Genomic DNA, 15,838 nt, shown 5'->3' with positions numbered 1-15,838 from the left:
CGCATGCGACTGCCCCGCTCCGCCTGGGCCCTGGCCCTTGCCATGGCCTGTGCCACCTGCTCCGGCGCCGAGCTGCTTGGCGCCGGCGTGATCTCCACCGGCCTGCAGGAAACCTCGGCCGCGGTCTCGCCGGATGGCGGCACGCTGTTCTTCATGCGCTCGGACTTCGCCGAGAAGGACGACACCATCCTGGTCTCGCACCGCGAAGGAGGTCACTGGTCGAAGCCCGAGGTCGCCCCGTTCTCGGGCCGCTGGCACGATTCGGAGCCAACCTACGCGCCGGACGGCAAGCGCCTCTACTTCGTCTCCAACCGTCCACCGCGCGCGGGCGGCCCGGCGCTTGAGGTCGAGCAGTCCGGCCAGCGCTTCGCCGGCACCAACCTCTGGTACGTGGAGCGCCAGTCGGACGGCCGCTGGAGCGAGCCGGTGCACGTCGAGGGCGCGCTCAACGACGGCGCGCAGCTGTACAACCCCTCGATCGCGGCCAACGGCGACATCTACTTCTCCGCTCATCGGCCGGACTCGGGCAGGCTCTACCAGATCTACGTGGCGCGGCGCACCGCGCAAGGCTATGCGTCACCCGAGCGCGTGGACCTGGGCGATGCCTCGCACAACCGCATGGATCCCTGCATCGACCCGCAACAGCGTTTCCTGCTGTTCGCCGGCAACGAGGGCGACGCGCTGGGCAGCGCCGACATCTACATCGCCTTCCGCCAGAGCGACGGCCGCTGGGGCAAGCCCGAGCACCTGGGCGGCGACGTCAACACGGCAAGCCTGGAGAACGCCCCCTCGCTCGGACCGCATTTCGGCGAACTCTACGTTTCGAGCAACCGCGAGGAGGCACCACGCTTTCCCAAGCCGCGCGACGACTCGAACTCGCTGCTGCGGCGGCTGGAAGGTCCGCTCAACGGCTCGCGCAACCTCTGGCGCTTCGATATCGCCGGCGTGCTGCGCGACCACGGGATCGGTCGCTGATACGAAAGGGCCGTCCGCCTAGCGCTGCACCATCACTGCGAACCAGCCCCAGCCGCGCACGCGCTCGGCGATCAGCTTGCAGCTGGTCAGCATCGGCACCGCCAGCAGCGCGCCGGGGATGCCCCACAGCCAGCCCCACACCAGCAGCCAGATCAGGATCGCGATGGGCGACAAGCGCATGCGGTGGCCCTGGATCATCGGCGTGATCAGGTTGCCCTCGATCGCGGTCATGCCGGCGAAGGTCAACGCCGGCAACAGCGCGGCGCCCAGCTCGTGGGCATTGATCAGGCCCACCAGCGCCAGCACCACCGTGGTGACGATGGCGCCTACGTAGGGGATGAAGTTGGCCATCATCGCCACCGCGCCCCACAGCAGCGGATCGGGTACGTGGTAGAGCCACAGCATCAGCGTGGTCAGGGCGCCGAGGGTTGCATTGATAAGCAACGCGGTGAGCAGGTAGCGCGAGACCTCGACCTGGATGCTGCGCACGATCTCCACCGCGTGGCGCTTGTAGGCGAAGCTGGGCGAGATCTCCACCAGCCGGCGCAACAGCGAGTCGCCGTAGATCAGGAAGAAGAACACCAGCAGCACCACCGTGAGCACCGCGGCCAGCACCTTGGGCGCGGTGGAGACCACGTCCCAGGCGGAGATCGCCACCGCGGTCGGCTGCGTCGGCGCGGCCCGCACCGGGCCGCCGACCAGGCTCTGCGTGGCGCGGTTGGCCGCCTCCAGCGGCTTGGTCACGCTGCGCAGCTTGGGCACGAAGCTCTTGATCGCCGCCGGTGCTCCGTGGAACCAGCCCAGTGCCGGTTGCGTCAGCGCGCCGATGCCGGCGCCCAGTCCGGTAAGCAGGACGAGCATCAGCACGCTGGCGGTCAGCCAGCGCGGCAACCGATGGCGCGCGCCCGCGGCGACGATCGGGTTGAGCGCCAGGCCGATGAACGCGGCCAGCACCAGCGGGATCAGCAGCACGCGCGTGATCGTGACGGTGTAGAGCAGCGCCAGCACCAGCAAGGCGTTGAGCACGAAGCGCACCGCCAGCAGGTGACGCCGCAAGGTGCGTGCCGCTCGCAACGGCGGCGACGCCGGCGCAACCGGCAGCGCGGCAGCGGACGCCACGTCGACCGCAGCCGGCGTGACGTCGGGATCGGGCAGGTTCATGCGTCCTCGTTGGTGGCGTGCGCCAGGAAACCCGCACCCAAGGCGGTCAGTTCGCTCATCACGCCGCCGATCAGCCCGCTCATGCCCGGCACGCGCATCGGATGCACATCCATGCGGCCCATCACCAGGCCGGCCCCGGCGGCGATTCCCAGGACGACGAGCGGATGCCGCTCGCCACGCGCAAGCAGGGCGGAAGCCGGCACCGCGACCGCGCGGCGCGCTTCGCTCATGCGTCGTTGCGCGGACCGTACCCGCGCGTGCTGGCCGAACATGCTCATGCCGCGTCCTCCCGTTCCACCCGGCGCCGGGCTCGTGCCCGCGTCTCGCGCATCATCGCACTCCATTCGGTGCGAGTGGCGGGCAGGGTCATCCAGTGCATGCAACGGCGGAAGAACACGATCGCGACCAGCAGAAACACCAGTTGCAGCACGGCCAGCGCCAGCAAGGCCCAGACCCAGGAGGCGAACCACTTGGCCAGCAGCACGCCGACCAGCGCCAGCAGGGTCAGGCCCAGGCCGACGCCCGCGATGGTGGCGGCCAGGCCGGCCAGCAGCATCCAGGAGATCGCGCTGCGCGCCAGGCCGATCTCGGCCGACAGCAATTCCAGCTGCGCTCCGAACAGCTCCTTGACCGCGGCGGCGAGCTGGCCGAACTCGGCGAGCACGCCGGTGTGCGGCGGCGTCCGGGCGCCCCCCTCGGGGTCGACTTGTTCGGCCTCAGGCATCCCTGGCACCCGTCAGCGAAAGGATCAACGACGCAGGATACGCCCCAGCAGCCAGCCGGCGCCCACCGCGATGGCGATCGACTGCAGCGGCTTCTCGCGCACGTAGGCGCGCGCCTGCGCCATCCAGGCATCGGCCTTGTCCATGGTGTCGTCGCGCAGTTCACGGCCGCGGTCGGCCAGGTCCGCGGCCTTGTCGTTGGCACGGTGCACTGCGCCGGCGGCCTTGTCGGTGGCGTGGTGTACGCCGGCTTCGACCTTGTCGGCGGTCTCGTTGACCACCTGCTTGGTGCGCGCCACCGCCTCGGAGGTGGCGTGCTTGACGCGCTCCGCGCTCTGGTCGATACGGTCATTTGCCCTGGACTGGCCGCCGGTCACATCGGCCATGCGCGCATCGGCCATCGCCGGGTTCGGTACCGCCGGATTCAAGCCGTTGTCACGCGGGTTGGATGAACTGTGGGTGGAGTTGGTCATGGCGTTCTCCCGGTGTTAGGTGGCGCCGCCGCTCAACTGGCGCGGCGGAAGAAGGCGATGATTGCCAGAATCAGGAAAATGACGAACAGGATCTTCGCTATGCCGGCGGCCGCGCCGGCGATGCCGCCAAAACCGAGGATGGCAGCGATGATGGCGATGACCAGAAAGACAATGGCGTAGTGCAGCATGACGGCTTCCTCACGGGTGAGAGCGGATTCCCTTGTGGGCCGGCCTGCAAGGCCAGACGCTTTCCATTCATCCACAGGGGTTGCCATCTGCATGTGAAGAGGCGCGTGCCAGCGTGCCCTTCGTTCATGACGCGTGCGGATTGATCGCGTAGGTTCCGGTCAGTTCCGCGCTGGCCAGCACGTGACCGGCCATCGCCGCACGCAGCTGGTCGATCCCGAAGCCGGCGGCCAGGCCGAGCGACGCCACGTCGAGCGCGTGCAGCCGGAAATGGTAGCGGTGCACGCGTGCGTCATTCCACGGCGGGCACGGGCCGTCGTAACCGAGGTAGGTGCCGGCCATCTGCGGATCGGCGGCGAACCAGCCGCCGTAGTCGTTCTCGCCTTGCACGCTGCCGGGCGGGCCCGACGGTGCACGCTTGCCGTGCGGGGTGACGCCGCGGCTGCACGAACCCTCGCCCAGTTCTCCGCACTCGGCGGGGATGTCGGCCATCAGCCAGTGCACGAACTCCACCCGCGGCAGGTCGGCGCCGACCGTGCGGCCTTCCTTGTTGACGTCGTCGCCGCGGCTGGGCGCATCGGAGTCGATGCAGGTGAGCACGAACGAGCGTGTGCCCGGCGGCGCATCGCGCCAGGCCAGGTGCGGGCTGAGGTTGTCGGAGAGGGCGATCCGGTCGCCGGGCTTGCCGAAGGCGCACTTGGCCGGGATCGGCCGGCCGTGCTGGAAATCGTCGCTGCGCAGTTGCATAGGCCTCTCCTTCGGTGGTTGCGTCGCGCGGAATTGCGCCTCTGGGGGTACGGAGCGAAGCGCGCTAGCGACCGCGCTTGTCGTAGGTCACGCGATACACCGCACCGGCGAGGTCGTCGCTCACCAGCAGGCTGCCGTCCGGCAGCATCTGCACGTCCACCGGCCGGCCCCAGGCCTGCTCGTCCTGCTCGAAGCCGGTGATGAACGGCTCGTAGGAGGCCACCTTGCCGCCCTCCAGCCGCACGGCCATCACCCGGTAGCCGGACTTCTTCGTGCGGTTCCAGGAGCCGTGCTCGGCGACGAAGATCGCGCCCTGGTAATGCCCGGGAAACTGCCTGCCGGTGTAGAAGCGCATGCCCAGCGAGGCCACGTGCGCGCCGAGCTTGAGCACCGGCGGGACGTAGTCCTTGCAGTTGTGGCCCTTGCCGAACTCCGGATCGAGGACGTCGCCCTGGTGGCAGTAGGGATAGCCGAAGTGCTCGCCCACGCGATCGAGCCGGTTGAGCTCGTCGCTAGGCACGTCGTCGCCCATCAGGTCACGACCGTTATCGGTGAACCACAGCTTGCCGGTGGCAGGCTGCCAGTCGAAGCCGACCGTATTGCGGATGCCGTAGGCGACGTCCTGGAGACCCGTGCCGTCGGGACCCATGCGGGTCAGCTTGGCGTAGTCCCTGTCCTTGTCGCAGATATTGCATGGCGCGCCGATCGGCACATAGAGCTTGCCGTCCGGACCGAAGGCGATGAATTTCCAGCCGTGGTGCGTCTCGGTGGGATATTTGTCGTAGACGACTTGCGGCTTGGGCGGGTCGCCCAGGTGGTCCTCGATGTCGCGCAGCACCAGGATGCGGCTGACCGCCGAGACGTACAGATCACCCTTGTGGTACGCCACGCCCACGGGCAACTGCAGGCCGGTGGCGATCACTCGCACCTTGTCCGCGCGACCGTCGTGGTTGGTATCGGTGAGCGCATAGACCTTGCCCGCGTCCATCGAGCCGACGAACACGGTGCCCTTGGCGCCCACCGCCAGCTCGCGCGCCTGCGGCACCTGGTCCGAATACACCGCGATGTGGAAGCCCTTGGGCAGGCTCAGCCGATCCAGTGCCGGTCCGGCCCACGCAGGCGCCACGACCAGGGCCAGCAGCAGGGAAAGCAGTACGCGCATGAGGACACCTCCTTGCAGCGGAATGGCCAGCGTAACGCCGATGCCGTCAAGCCGGAAGGAGGCGCCGGCCGATAGGCATCGCCGGCGTGGTGGCCGACTCTGGTGCCCGTGGGCGGCGGCCCGAGGACGGCGGCGTCTCGCGCCGCGTGCTCGGCCACCTACTCATCTGGATGGCCTAGCGCAAGGCCCGGGGTGTTCGCCGCGCACTGCGTGCCGACGATGGATGTCCACCCGGCCACGCTGCAAATGTTGCAGCCGAGCGCAAATCTTGCGTCCGCGTCCGCGGGCCGACCCGCTCAAACGGGCCCTTGGGCAAGGCATGGTTCTTGCCGCCTCCGGGAAACCTCGCGGCCGGCGCCTCTTGCCGGCGGCCCCCCCCGCAGACGACCCAAGGATCTCCCATGTTCGCTCACAACAAACGCCTGCAGTACACGGTTCGGGTTTCCGAATGCAATCCAGCCCTGGCCAACCTCATGCTCGAGCAGTTCGGCGGTCCGCAAGGCGAGCTCGCCGCGGCGATGCGTTACTTCACTCAGGCGCTGGCCGAAGACGACCCCGGTCGCAAGGACATGCTGCTGGACATCGCCACCGAAGAGCTCAGCCATCTGGAGGTGATCGGCACCATCGTGGGCATGCTCAACAAGGGCGCCAAGGGCAAGCTGGCCGAAGGCGCGGAAGAGCAGGCGCAGGCGTTCCGAGAGCTGCAGGGCGCAGGCAACGATTCGCACGTGACCCAGGTGCTCTACGGCGGCGGGCCCGCGCTGACCAATTCCGGCGGCCAACTGTGGACAGCCGGCTACATCGACTCGATCGGCGAGCCGACCGCCGACCTGCGCTCCAACATCGCCGCCGAGGCGCGCGCCAAGATCATCTACGAACGGCTGATCAACCTCACCGCCGATGCGGGCGTGCGCGACGCGCTGGGCTTCCTGATGACCCGCGAGATCTCGCACCAGCAATCGTTCGAAAAGGCGCTGTACGCGATCCAGCCGAACTTCCCGCCGGGCAAGCTGCCGGGCAAGGCGGAGTTCGCCAACGTCTACGTCAACACCTCGCAGGGCGAGGGCGACATGCGCGGGCCGTGGAACAGCGACGAGAACTTCCAGTACGTCTCCGACCGTGAACGGATGCTGGCGATGGACGGCGGCAGCGGCATGCCGGAGGTGGCGATGGGCGAGGCCGAGCGCTCGACGCTGATGCAGATGGCCCGCCGCACGCGTTCCAATCCGTCGATCAATCCGGAGACCGGAGCGGAGCTGGGCAAGGGCAGCGGGCAGCAGGGAACGCGGCATTAGGTGGCTTTGGCACAAGCCTTCCCATCCGCCCTTCGATCACCCTCCCGCCTAAACAGGGAAGAATGTGCGGCGACGAGCCTTTCCCCCGCGAATGCGGGGGATGGTGCCGAAGGCCAATGGCGCGCTTTCGGACGCGATACCTCACCCGAACGCAGTATCCAGCAACATCATCAGCACGAACCCGACCATCAGGCCGCCGGTGGCGAAATGCTCGTGCCCGTGCCGGTGCGATTCGGGGATGATCTCGTGGCTGACCACGAACAGCATCGCGCCGGCGGCGAAGCCCAGGCCCACCGGCAACAGCAGCGGGTAGCCGATCACCACGCCGGCGCCGATCAGTGCGCCCACCGGCTCGACCACGCCCGAGAGCATGCCCACCATCACCGACCAGGCGCGGCCGTAGCCGACCGCCATCAGGGCGATCGCCACCACCAGCCCCTCGGGCAGGTCCTGCACCGAGATACCGGTCGCCAATGCGGTGCCGTGCGCCAGGCCCGGCCCGAAGCCCACGCCGATGGCCAGCCCTTCCGGCAGGTTGTGCAGGCAGATGGCGATCACGAACAGCCAGGCGCGCTTGAGTCGCTGCGAAGCATGCCCTTCCGGCCCCTTGATGAAATGCTCGTGCGGCAGCACGCGCTCGAGCAGCACCAGCGCCGCGGCGCCCAGCAGGATCGCCACGCCGACCAGCGCGCCGGCGCTCCAGGGCCCCTGTCCCTGCCGCCGCGCCTCCTCGATGCCGGGCAACGCCAGCGAGAACGCGCTCGCGGCGAGCATCACGCCAGCGCCGAACCCGAACATGGTGTCCTGCGTACGCGCGTCGATCCGCCGCGCGGCCAGCGCCGGCAGCGTGCCCAGCGCGGTGGCGGTGGCGCCGGAACAGCCGCCGAGGAACGCAGCCAGCACTGATGTCATGCCATGGCGGCTCCGCCACGGGACGATCGCACGATGTCACGGGGTTGCGGCATGGCGTGGCCGGCATCTGCTCGGGTCTCCAGCATGCTGCTTGTCGGTCGCCGTCCGCGTGAACGTGCCGGAGCGGAACCTCCGTAAGCGGGCTACGGCGCGATCGCGTTGAAACGCGCGGCGATGTAGTCGTCGGTGAAGCTGGTCATGTCGCGGCCGCGGATGAAGCCGCAGTGGCCGCCGTAGTCGGCGATGTCCAGCTCGATGCCGGGCGGCAGCTGCAGCTGTTCGAACGCGCCGACCGGGATGACCGGGTCGTCGCGCGCGGTGAGGATGGTGGCCGGCACGGACGCGGCCGCCAGCGCGTCGCGCGCCACCGAATAGCCGTCCAGGTAGGCCTGGAGCGAGCCGAAGTCGGTGTGCCTGAGCACCAGCGCCTCGGTCAGCCCGCGCAGGCTCTGTTTCAGTTCGGCCAGCTCGAAGTACTGCCGATGCGGGAAAGCCTTCTGCTTGGCCTTGAGCGACTGGCGCCACTTCCTCATGAAGTAGGCCTGGTAGATCCATGGCGCGTTTTCCTCCAGCGAGAACAGACCTTCGCTGGGATCGATGATCGGGCAGACCGCCAGCGCGTAGTCCAGCGGGATGCCAGCCGCCGGCGCGCGCAGCGCGGCGCGCAGGGCGAAGTTGCCGCCCAGCGAGAAGCCGGCCAGCGCGGTCACCGGCCGCGGCCAGCGCCGGGTGATGTCGCCGAGCGCGTTCACCACCTCGTCGATGCGGCAGGAGTGAAACAGCGCCTCGTTGAGGTGGTGGCTTTCGCCGTGGTCGCGGAAGTTGAGCCGGAACACATCCCAGCCTTCGCGCAACAGGCGGCTCCCGGTCTGCAGCACGTAGGTGGAGTCGACGCTGCCTTCCCAACCGTGAAACAGCACGGCCAGGCCGCGCGCCGCGCGACCGTCGCGCCGGGCCGTGTAGGCACCGGTCAGGCGCACGCCGTCGCCGCCGTCGACCACCACCGGCTCGGCACCCTCGGCCACCTCGTAGGCCGAGCGCGGCAACAGCAGGCGGCGCACGCCGCTGGAGGAGAGCATGGTCTGGATATGCCCGCTGGTCAGCGGCCAGGGGGGACGGAAATCCTTTCCGCGCGGCAACTCGCTCATGCGTGGGCGTCGTCCAGCGCGGCGGCGATGCGCTCGCGCGACAGCTCGGCCATGCGCCGGCGCGCGTCGGGCATCGCCGGCACGGGTTGCAGGAAATGCACCTCGGCATCCAGCGGCGCCTCGCCCAGCATGCGCAGCAGATTGCCCATGAAGTTCTCATGCTCGCGGAAGCCCGCTTCGATCACCCGCTTGCCGTCGCGCGCAAAGCGCAGCGCCACCGGCTGCACCGGCACCGGCGCATCCAGCGCCGCCTGGAAGATGCGCGCGTGGAAGACCTTGAGCACGCCGTTGTGGCCCGTGCCGCCCTCGGGAAACACCGCCACCGAGCGGCCGCCGCGCAGGCGCTCGACCATGGTCTGCATCACCGAGGCAAGCGAATGGTTGCTGCCGCGCCGATGGAAGATCGTGCCGCCGCTGGCGGCCAGCCAGCCCACCAACGGCCAGCGCGCGATCTCCGCCTTGGCTACGAAGCAGGCGGCACGCTGGCTGTGCAGCAGTTCTATGTCGATCCACGAAGTGTGGTTGGCGACGAACAGCACCGGGTCGGGCAGCGGCGTGCCGATGCGCACCGAGCGCAGGCCGAAGATGCGCATCAGCACGGTCGACCACCAGCGGATCATGCGGTGGGCGAACGGCTCGCGACCGTCGACCATCACCCGTTGCTTGTTCCAGCTCAGGATGAATGCGCACAGCACGATCCCCAACACGATGTGCAGCAGCAGCAGCGGCACCCGCCACAGGTAGCGCACGGCACGCCAGGGATCGCGGGCGGGGGTCGGGGGGGTGTCCATGAGCCGGTTAGTTTAGCGTTTTCGTTCTCGCGGGCGCGCGCGTCGGCTACACCCCGGCACCTTGCCCCCGGAGAACCGACAAACCGGTGCTCCACCCGCCGGGCCTTCCCTGGGGCGAGAGGCCCCTCCTCGCCTCAACCTTCCAGTTGCCCCAGCGGCAACGACGGCGAGCGCTTCACCGTGCGGAGCACGAAACTCGAATTGGCGTCGGCCACGCCCGCATCGTTGAGCAACCGGTCCAGCAGGAAGCGCGAGAAATGCGGCAGGTCGGCCACGTAGACGTGCAGCAGATAGTCCATGTCGCCGGTCAGCGCATGGCAGGCGACCACCTCCTCCCAGCCGGCGACCTTCTCCACGAAGCGCTCGATCGCCCCGGCCTCGTGCCGTGCCAGCTGCACCCGCACGAAGGCCTGCAGGCCCAGGCCGACCGCCTGCGGATCGACCTGCGCGGCGTAGCCGGTGACGATGCCCTCGCCCTCCAGCCGCTGCAGCCGGCGCAGGCAGGCCGAGGGCGACAGGCTGACCCGCTCGGCCAGCTCCGCGTTGGTGATGCGCCCCTCGCCCTGCAGCACGGCGAGCAGGCGCAGGTCGATGCGGTCCAGCTTGGGCATGGCGCTTTGCTCCACGTTCGCGCGGGTTGGCGCAAGAATACTGCGCCATCTCACGGGAACGTCACAACAAACGCAACCTTCGTGCGGTATGGGCGGCGTATTCTTCGGGTTCGGGCGCACCAGAGCCCCCACCACCGGAGCCGCCATGCAAACCGCCACCACGCCACGCAAAGTCGAACACCAGCAGACCGACCGCGGCTACGTGCCGGTCTACGCCACCGGCGTGGTGGAACAGCCATGGTCCGGCTACAGCCGCACCGACCACGAGGTCTGGGACACGCTGTTCAAGCGCCAGTGCGAGCTGCTGCCGGCGCGCGCCTGCCGGGAGTTCCTGGACGGCGTGGCGAAGTTCGGCCTGGGCCAGGGCGGCATTCCGAAGTTTTCCGAGATCAACCTCGTGCTGGCCAAGGCCACCGGCTGGGAGCTGGTGGCAGTCGAGGGCCTGCTGCCGGACGAGGTGTTCTTCGACCACCTGGCGCACCGCCGCTTCCCGGTGAGCTGGTGGATCCGCAAGCCCGAGCAGCTGGACTACCTGTCCGAGCCGGATCTGTTCCACGACCTGTTCGGCCACGTTCCGCTGCTGCTAAACCCGGTCTTCGCCGACTACATGCAGGCCTACGGCCGCGGCGGCACGAAGGCGCACGCGATCGGCCCCGAGGCGCTGATGAACCTCACCCGCCTGTACTGGTACACGGTGGAGTTCGGCCTGATCGACACCCGCGAAGGCATGCGCATCTACGGCGCGGGCATCGTCAGCTCCAAGGGCGAATCGATCTACAGCCTCGACTCTGACGCGCCCAACCGCATCGGCTTCGACCTGGAGCGTGTGATGAACACGCGCTACCGCATCGACACCTACCAGCAGACCTATTTCGTGATCGACAGCTTCGAGCAGCTGTTCGAGGCGACCACGCCGGACTTCACGCCGATCTACGCGAGCCTGCGCGGGAAGGCCCCACACGCGGCGGCCGACGTGCTGGACGCCTCCGACCGCGTCCACCATTACGGCAGCCGCGAAGGCTTCGCCGCCAACGCCGATACCTGAGCGGCCCCCTGTCGCGACGCTGCCGCACGGGGCGGCAGCAGACCGCATCGCTTCAGCCAGTCGCAAACCACGCCGGTCCAGAGCGCGTAGCCCCGCGTGTTCAGGTGCAGCCCGTCCACATCGAACCAGCGCGGATCGGCTTGCCCGTCCGCGCCCAGCATCGGACCGTGGATGTCCAGGAACGCGACCCCGCGTTCGTGCGCGCAGGCGAGGATCAAGGCGTTGGCCTGCCTGATCAGCGGCAATTGGGCATGGCGCGAGAGGTTGGGCTTGATCGAGATATAGGCGAACGGCACCTCGCCAGCCCAATGGCGCGTGCAAGTGACGAACGCGCCGAAAGCGTCGCGCACCTGTTCGGGCGGCTTGCCGGCCGCCAGGTCGTTGCCGCCGGCGTACATGACGACGGCCGCCGGGTGATACGGCGCCACCAGTTGCTCGGCAAAGTACAGGCTGTCGGCGATCTGCGAGCCGCCGAAGCCGCGGTTGATGGTCGGCACCTGCGGGAAGTCGGCCGCCAGTGTGCGCCACAGCCGGATCGAGGAGCTGCCCACGAACAGCACGGCGCCCGATGGCGGTGGCCGGAGCCGATCGATGGCGCCGAACGCCGCAATCTCGCTTTGCCATTCGATGAAATCGGCCGCCTCGCCGCCGGAGGGAGAGGGCGATCCTTCAATCATGGGTACCAAGCTAGGCGCACAGCGGTCAAGGCTGCGTGGGCAGGCTGGGGCTTACGCGCCCGCCTAGGGCCGCTTAAGTTCGCTTACCTGAAGCACCTGGGCTATGCGTGTCCCGTCCCAGCGGTAGATGAAGTGCTGCGCCTGCACGCAGGGCGTCACCACGTCCGGATAGAAAGCCGCCACGCACTCGCCGCCGGCGTGGCGTGCGCTGTCGTAGACGATGCCACTGGATCCGGCTTCGCGCAGCGTCCGGGCCAGCGCAATGCTGGCCGCATAGCTGTCTGCGGCGTGCGCCGAGGGCCAGCCGCCTCGGATGTCGTGCAGCTTGCAGTCGATGCTGGTGCGATAGCAGCGCATCTCGATCTCACAGGCCGGTTCCGCCGTGGCTGCGAGAAAGCGCTCGCGGTGGTAGACCGTCTCCTCCACCGCCGTGGCCGTGCTGTGCGCCGCGTAGAACACTCCCCAGCTACCGTCGGAGAACCGGCTGCCCTCGGGATTCAGGTGGGTGAAGGCAGCCATAACCGGCGTGCTGCCCGGCCCGCTGATGCGCCGCTGCGGCGGCACCAGCTTCAACGCGCCGGCCTCCTCGCGCAGGCGCGGGTTGGTCAGCGCCTCGACCGCGAACAGCGCGTCGAGGTCGCGTGGATCGGCGATGCGGTCGAACACGCCCACCGGCGGGAAGCGGCTGGGCACGATGCGGTAGGCGTGGGTCCATCGGATGCGTCTGAGCGGCGGCAGATCGAGGGGCATCGGTGTGTCCGGTGGGCATCCCCGGGCGGGCGCGGGAGGAGCCGAGCATGCAGCGGGCCGGTCTCGCCGGCGGCGACGCGCGGCTCAGCCCCGTTGCGCGTCCAGGTACTGGCGCACCACGTAAAGGTCGCCGACATTGCCCGAAAGCATGCGCTCCAGCGCCGAATGGCCGCCGAACAAGGGCGACTGATTGGGCTTGCGCAGCCAGGCGTCGGCCTGGGCCGGGTCGGGAAACAGGATCTGCAGCGATTTCCAGATGCCCAGCAGGTAGCTGATCCGCTCGACCACATCGCGGCCGGGGTTGCCGTCCTGGTCGCGCTTCCATTTGAAGAAGGTCGATTCGGCCGGGTCGCCGAGCAGGCGGCGTTGCTCGGCGACGCGCAGTTGCCAGTGCTCGGCTATGCGGAAGAAGGAGCGCAGCGCAGCGCCGCCAAGCTCGCTTGCGGGGGCCAGTTCGTGGCGCGGATGGGCCAGCATGCGGACTCTCCTTTTGGAGTTATTGGCCAGTCTACTCCATTTGTGAAGTTGCCGCGCAAACGCGGCGGGGTTTTTCGCCGCCCGGGTTCAGGGACGCGCTACGGTGTCCAGCCAGCTCCGCACCAGCCGGACCCACACGGCATAGCCCTGGCGGTTCATGTGCAGGCCGTCCTGGCCGAACCAGCGCCGCTGTGGTTGTCCGTCCGGCCCCAGCATGGGCGTAAAGGCGTCCAGATAATCCACGCCGTGCTGCTGCCCTGCGTAGTCGCGCACCAGCGCGTTCGCGCGGCGGATCTGCGGCAGCAGGTGCTTGCGCGCCATGCTCGGCTTGATCGCGATGAAGGCGATCGGCACCCCGGGATCGAGCGCCCGCGCGCGCCGTACGAAGGCGGCGAAGGCATCGCGCACCTGTGCGGGCGTGCAGCCCTCGGCCAGGTCGTTGTCGCCGGCATAGAACACGATGGCGCGGATGGTAGGGCGCCACCAGGCGTCCGGCGTAATAGGTTGCGTCGGGGATGCGCGAGCCGCCGAAGCCGCGGTTGAGCACCGCGTGACCGGGAAAATCCTGCGCCAGCGTGCTCCACAGGCGTATCGAGGAACTGCCGACGAACAGCACCGCGTGCGGCGGCGGCGCGTGCGCGCGATCGGCGGCGGCGAAGGCGGCGATGTCCGCGCGCCATTGCTCCGGCTGTCCCGCGCACGCCTGCGCCCGTCCGGGCAGCAGCGCGAAGGCCAGCAGCAGCCAAGCGGCCCCCGCCCACAGCGGGCGGAGTTGGATGCGCAGCTCAAGGGGCATGCTTGCAGTCACAGTCATAGTCGGGCTCCGGGCCGCCTTCGGCAATGAAACGGTCGATGCGCTTCTCCAGTACCGGCAGCGGCACCGAGCCCAGTTGCAGCACGGTGTCGTGGAAATGGCGCAGGTCGAACTTGCCGCCCAGCGCCTTCTCGGCGCGCGTGCGCAGCTCGCGGATCTTCAGATAGCCCAGCTCGTAGGACAACGCCTGGCCGGGCCAGCTGATGTAGCGGTCGACCTCGTTGGCGATCTCGCGCGAGGACAGCGCGGTGTTGTCGGTGAGGTAGTCGATGGCTCGGCTGCGGCTCCAGCCCAGATGGTGGATGCCGGTATCGACCACCAGCCGGCAGGCGCGCCACATCTGGTAGGTGAGGTAGCCGAAGCGCTGGTAGGGCGTGGCGTAGATGCCCATCTCGTTGCCCAGGTACTCCGAGCACAGGCCCCAGCCCTCGCCGAAGGCGGAGATGTAGCCCTGGCGGCGGAACTCCGGCTGACCCTGCTGCTCGGCGGCCAGCTCGAGCTGCAACGCATGGCCGGGGTAGGACTCGTGCAGGGTCAGCGCCGGCATGTTGAACAGCGGGCGCGAAGGCAGGTCGTACGTATTGACCAGGTACGCATCCGCACCGCCGCGGCCGGAGGTGTAGTACGGCGCGATGTCCGCGGGCACCGGCACGATGGCGAAGCGCGCGCGCGGCAGATGGCCAAAATGGCGGCCCAGCTGGCCGTCCACCTGCTTGGCCACCCAGGCGGTGCGCGTCAGGAGTTCCTCGGGCGTCTTGGCGTAGAACTGCCGGTCGGTGCGCAGGAAGCGCAGGAACGCGGGAAAGTCGCCCTTGAAGCCGCTCTCCTTCATCGTCTCGAGCATCTGCGCGTGGATCTGCGCCACCTGCTCCAGGCCGATCCGATGGATGGCGTCGGGGTCGAGATCCAGCGTGGTGTATTCACGGATCTGCTGGCGGTAGAACGCCTTGCCGTCGGGCAGCGCTTCCGCCGCGAGCGTGGTGCGTGCGCGCGGGAGGTATTCCTGCCGGAAGAAGGTCAGCAGCTTGGCGTAGGCCGGAATCACCTGGTCGCGGATGCGTCGCAGCGCTTCCCCCTGCAGGGCCTGCGCCTGGTCGGGCGGGATTGTTGCGCCCATGTGCTTGAACGGTTCGTAGAAGCTGCTGGCGGTCGGGTCCTTGAGCTCGGCCACCGCGGCGATCGACACGTCGCGCCCGTCCAACACCGCGCGCGGCACCGAGAAGCCGCGCTCGAGGCCCAGCCGCATGTTGGCCATCTGCTGGTCGAAGTAGGCCGGGATCTGGCCTAGGCGGTCGAGGTAGCTGCGATAGTCGGCCGGCGCGTGCAGGCGGTCGCCGTCGAGCTCGTAGCCGATGTCGCTCCAGAACGCCGAATCGCTGTTGAACGGCATCTGCCAGGTGGCGAAGCGCTGGTCGGCCAGCAGGTTGGCGATCTGCGCGCGATAGACAGCGTAGTTCACCTGCTCGGCGGGGGACAGCGCACGGACGTCCAGCGCATCGAGTTGCGCCAGCACCTCCTGCCAGCGCTGCAGCCGCTGCTGCTGGCTGGCCGCATCGACGTTGTCCAACCGGCCGTTGTTCGGCTGCGGCTCGCCCGAGGCGCTGATGTCGCCCTGCCCGGTGCGCCAGGCCCATTCGTGCGTGTAGATCGCACGGAAGCGGTCGTCGGCATCGGTGGCATGCGCGAGCGAGGCCAGCGTCAGGCCCGCGGCCAGCAGTGCGCCCAGCAGGTGTTTCATCGAGAGTTCTCGCGCAGTGAAGGGCGTCGATCATCGCAAAGAAGAGGGCGCGGGTGCCGATATGGATGGCCGTCATTCCCGCGAAAGCGGGACGAGCGCGAAGAACGGCCGAAGGCCTGCCCGAAGGGGCGAACGCGACGAGTAATCGATCTTG

19 protein-coding genes are annotated in these 15,838 nt (G+C 68.8%); 3 read left to right on the top strand and 16 right to left on the bottom strand.

What is annotated here, in order from left to right; all coding sequences use genetic code 11:
* Positions 1-3 precede the first annotated feature (3 nt).
* Positions 4-975: a TolB-like translocation protein gene (locus VGU65_RS05725; protein ID WP_327473690.1), complete on the top strand. Its 972-nt coding sequence runs from the start codon at positions 4-6 to the stop codon at positions 973-975.
* Positions 976-993: 18 nt separating this feature from the next.
* Here VGU65_RS05725 and VGU65_RS05720 read toward each other — a convergent pair whose 3' ends face one another.
* The 7 genes from VGU65_RS05720 to VGU65_RS05690 form a co-directional block, all read right to left on the bottom strand.
* Entirely contained in the window at positions 994-2,136 is a 1,143-nt protein-coding gene (locus tag VGU65_RS05720) for an AI-2E family transporter (protein WP_327473689.1), read from the bottom strand.
* Complete coding sequence (locus VGU65_RS05715) at positions 2,133-2,414, bottom strand: hypothetical protein (RefSeq protein WP_327473687.1); 282 nt, start codon at positions 2,412-2,414, stop codon at positions 2,133-2,135. The genes VGU65_RS05720 and VGU65_RS05715 overlap by 4 nt, the downstream gene beginning before the upstream one ends.
* Entirely contained in the window at positions 2,411-2,860 is a 450-nt protein-coding gene (locus VGU65_RS05710) for an ABC transporter ATP-binding protein (RefSeq protein ID WP_327473685.1), read from the bottom strand. The genes VGU65_RS05715 and VGU65_RS05710 overlap by 4 nt, the downstream gene beginning before the upstream one ends.
* A 24-nt stretch (positions 2,861-2,884) precedes the next feature.
* Entirely contained in the window at positions 2,885-3,244 is a 360-nt protein-coding gene (locus VGU65_RS05705; RefSeq protein ID WP_327473763.1) for an ElaB/YgaM/YqjD family protein, read from the bottom strand.
* A gap of 119 nt (positions 3,245-3,363) precedes the next feature.
* The gene (locus VGU65_RS05700) at positions 3,364-3,519 is read right to left on the bottom strand and encodes a DUF1328 domain-containing protein (protein ID WP_091335435.1); all 156 of its coding nucleotides are present in this window, start codon (positions 3,517-3,519) and stop codon (positions 3,364-3,366) included.
* Positions 3,520-3,643: 124 nt separating this feature from the next.
* Positions 3,644-4,264: a YbhB/YbcL family Raf kinase inhibitor-like protein gene (locus tag VGU65_RS05695; protein ID WP_327473680.1), complete on the bottom strand. Its 621-nt coding sequence runs from the start codon at positions 4,262-4,264 to the stop codon at positions 3,644-3,646.
* A 64-nt stretch (positions 4,265-4,328) separates the two neighbouring features.
* Entirely contained in the window at positions 4,329-5,426 is a 1,098-nt protein-coding gene (locus VGU65_RS05690) for a PQQ-dependent sugar dehydrogenase (RefSeq protein WP_327473679.1), read from the bottom strand.
* Between the two features lie 401 nt (positions 5,427-5,827).
* Between VGU65_RS05690 and VGU65_RS05685 the strand changes: the two genes are divergently transcribed.
* On the top strand, positions 5,828-6,721 hold the full coding sequence (locus tag VGU65_RS05685) for a manganese catalase family protein (RefSeq protein ID WP_327473678.1): 894 nt from the start codon (positions 5,828-5,830) through the stop codon (positions 6,719-6,721).
* A gap of 141 nt (positions 6,722-6,862) precedes the next feature.
* Here the strand turns inward: VGU65_RS05685 and VGU65_RS05680 are convergent, their stop codons facing one another.
* The 4 genes from VGU65_RS05680 to VGU65_RS05665 all read right to left on the bottom strand — a co-directional run bounded on the left by VGU65_RS05680 (position 6,863) and on the right by VGU65_RS05665 (position 10,183).
* The gene (locus VGU65_RS05680; RefSeq protein WP_327473677.1) at positions 6,863-7,633 is read right to left on the bottom strand and encodes a ZIP family metal transporter; all 771 of its coding nucleotides are present in this window, start codon (positions 7,631-7,633) and stop codon (positions 6,863-6,865) included.
* Positions 7,634-7,776: 143 nt separating this feature from the next.
* Complete coding sequence (locus VGU65_RS05675; protein WP_327473676.1) at positions 7,777-8,781, bottom strand: YheT family hydrolase; 1,005 nt, start codon at positions 8,779-8,781, stop codon at positions 7,777-7,779.
* Entirely contained in the window at positions 8,778-9,572 is a 795-nt protein-coding gene (locus tag VGU65_RS05670; RefSeq protein ID WP_327473675.1) for a lysophospholipid acyltransferase family protein, read from the bottom strand. The genes VGU65_RS05675 and VGU65_RS05670 overlap by 4 nt, the downstream gene beginning before the upstream one ends.
* Positions 9,573-9,706: 134 nt before the next feature.
* Positions 9,707-10,183 (bottom strand): Lrp/AsnC family transcriptional regulator, encoded by a 477-nt coding sequence (locus VGU65_RS05665; protein ID WP_327473674.1) that lies wholly within the window; start codon positions 10,181-10,183, stop codon positions 9,707-9,709.
* 145 nt (positions 10,184-10,328) lie between these two features.
* On the opposite strand from VGU65_RS05665, the gene phhA reads away from it, so the two are divergent.
* Entirely contained in the window at positions 10,329-11,228 is a 900-nt protein-coding gene (gene phhA / locus VGU65_RS05660) for a phenylalanine 4-monooxygenase (RefSeq protein ID WP_327473673.1), read from the top strand.
* Here phhA and VGU65_RS05655 read toward each other — a convergent pair.
* From VGU65_RS05655 to VGU65_RS05635, 5 genes are all read right to left on the bottom strand, one after another.
* Positions 11,186-11,905: a GDSL-type esterase/lipase family protein gene (locus VGU65_RS05655; protein WP_327473671.1), complete on the bottom strand. Its 720-nt coding sequence runs from the start codon at positions 11,903-11,905 to the stop codon at positions 11,186-11,188. The two genes, phhA and VGU65_RS05655, sit on opposite strands and share 43 nt — an antisense overlap.
* Before the next feature lie 63 nt (positions 11,906-11,968).
* Positions 11,969-12,655 carry an RES family NAD+ phosphorylase gene (locus VGU65_RS05650; RefSeq protein WP_327473670.1) on the bottom strand — a complete coding sequence of 229 codons (687 nt, stop codon included), beginning with the start codon at positions 12,653-12,655 and terminating at the stop codon, positions 11,969-11,971.
* Positions 12,656-12,739: 84 nt separating this feature from the next.
* Positions 12,740-13,132: an MbcA/ParS/Xre antitoxin family protein gene (locus VGU65_RS05645; RefSeq protein WP_327473669.1), complete on the bottom strand. Its 393-nt coding sequence runs from the start codon at positions 13,130-13,132 to the stop codon at positions 12,740-12,742.
* 87 nt (positions 13,133-13,219) lie between these two features.
* On the bottom strand, positions 13,220-13,591 hold the full coding sequence (locus VGU65_RS05640; protein WP_327473668.1) for a GDSL-type esterase/lipase family protein: 372 nt from the start codon (positions 13,589-13,591) through the stop codon (positions 13,220-13,222).
* Between the two features lie 326 nt (positions 13,592-13,917).
* Positions 13,918-15,684 (bottom strand): DUF885 domain-containing protein, encoded by a 1,767-nt coding sequence (locus VGU65_RS05635; protein ID WP_327473667.1) that lies wholly within the window; start codon positions 15,682-15,684, stop codon positions 13,918-13,920.
* Positions 15,685-15,838: the final 154 nt, after the last annotated feature.

It is taken from the genome of Frateuria sp., from assembly GCF_035943815.1.
GTDB lineage: Bacteria > Pseudomonadota > Gammaproteobacteria > Xanthomonadales > Rhodanobacteraceae > Frateuria_A.
Note: the sequence above shows the minus strand (reverse complement) of the source record. Positions and strands in the feature narration are given on the sequence as shown.

What these genes read in the sequence shown, in the direction of transcription:
- VGU65_RS05725 (WP_327473690.1), top strand. Translation starts at nt 4, where the DNA reads ATGCGACTGCCCCGCTCCGCCTGGGCCCTGGCCCTTGCCATGGCCTGT.
- VGU65_RS05720 (WP_327473689.1), bottom strand. Translation starts at nt 2,136, where the DNA reads ATGAACCTGCCCGATCCCGACGTCACGCCGGCTGCGGTCGACGTGGCG.
- VGU65_RS05715 (WP_327473687.1), bottom strand. Translation starts at nt 2,414, where the DNA reads ATGAGCATGTTCGGCCAGCACGCGCGGGTACGGTCCGCGCAACGACGC.
- VGU65_RS05710 (WP_327473685.1), bottom strand. Translation starts at nt 2,860, where the DNA reads ATGCCTGAGGCCGAACAAGTCGACCCCGAGGGGGGCGCCCGGACGCCG.
- VGU65_RS05705 (WP_327473763.1), bottom strand. Translation starts at nt 3,244, where the DNA reads ATGGCCGATGTGACCGGCGGCCAGTCCAGGGCAAATGACCGTATCGAC.
- VGU65_RS05700 (WP_091335435.1), bottom strand. Translation starts at nt 3,519, where the DNA reads ATGCTGCACTACGCCATTGTCTTTCTGGTCATCGCCATCATCGCTGCC.
- VGU65_RS05695 (WP_327473680.1), bottom strand. Translation starts at nt 4,264, where the DNA reads ATGCAACTGCGCAGCGACGATTTCCAGCACGGCCGGCCGATCCCGGCC.
- VGU65_RS05690 (WP_327473679.1), bottom strand. Translation starts at nt 5,426, where the DNA reads ATGCGCGTACTGCTTTCCCTGCTGCTGGCCCTGGTCGTGGCGCCTGCG.
- VGU65_RS05685 (WP_327473678.1), top strand. Translation starts at nt 5,828, where the DNA reads ATGTTCGCTCACAACAAACGCCTGCAGTACACGGTTCGGGTTTCCGAA.
- VGU65_RS05680 (WP_327473677.1), bottom strand. Translation starts at nt 7,633, where the DNA reads ATGACATCAGTGCTGGCTGCGTTCCTCGGCGGCTGTTCCGGCGCCACC.
- VGU65_RS05675 (WP_327473676.1), bottom strand. Translation starts at nt 8,781, where the DNA reads ATGAGCGAGTTGCCGCGCGGAAAGGATTTCCGTCCCCCCTGGCCGCTG.
- VGU65_RS05670 (WP_327473675.1), bottom strand. Translation starts at nt 9,572, where the DNA reads ATGGACACCCCCCCGACCCCCGCCCGCGATCCCTGGCGTGCCGTGCGC.
- VGU65_RS05665 (WP_327473674.1), bottom strand. Translation starts at nt 10,183, where the DNA reads ATGCCCAAGCTGGACCGCATCGACCTGCGCCTGCTCGCCGTGCTGCAG.
- phhA (WP_327473673.1), top strand. Translation starts at nt 10,329, where the DNA reads ATGCAAACCGCCACCACGCCACGCAAAGTCGAACACCAGCAGACCGAC.
- VGU65_RS05655 (WP_327473671.1), bottom strand. Translation starts at nt 11,905, where the DNA reads ATGATTGAAGGATCGCCCTCTCCCTCCGGCGGCGAGGCGGCCGATTTC.
- VGU65_RS05650 (WP_327473670.1), bottom strand. Translation starts at nt 12,655, where the DNA reads ATGCCCCTCGATCTGCCGCCGCTCAGACGCATCCGATGGACCCACGCC.
- VGU65_RS05645 (WP_327473669.1), bottom strand. Translation starts at nt 13,132, where the DNA reads ATGCTGGCCCATCCGCGCCACGAACTGGCCCCCGCAAGCGAGCTTGGC.
- VGU65_RS05635 (WP_327473667.1), bottom strand. Translation starts at nt 15,684, where the DNA reads ATGAAACACCTGCTGGGCGCACTGCTGGCCGCGGGCCTGACGCTGGCC.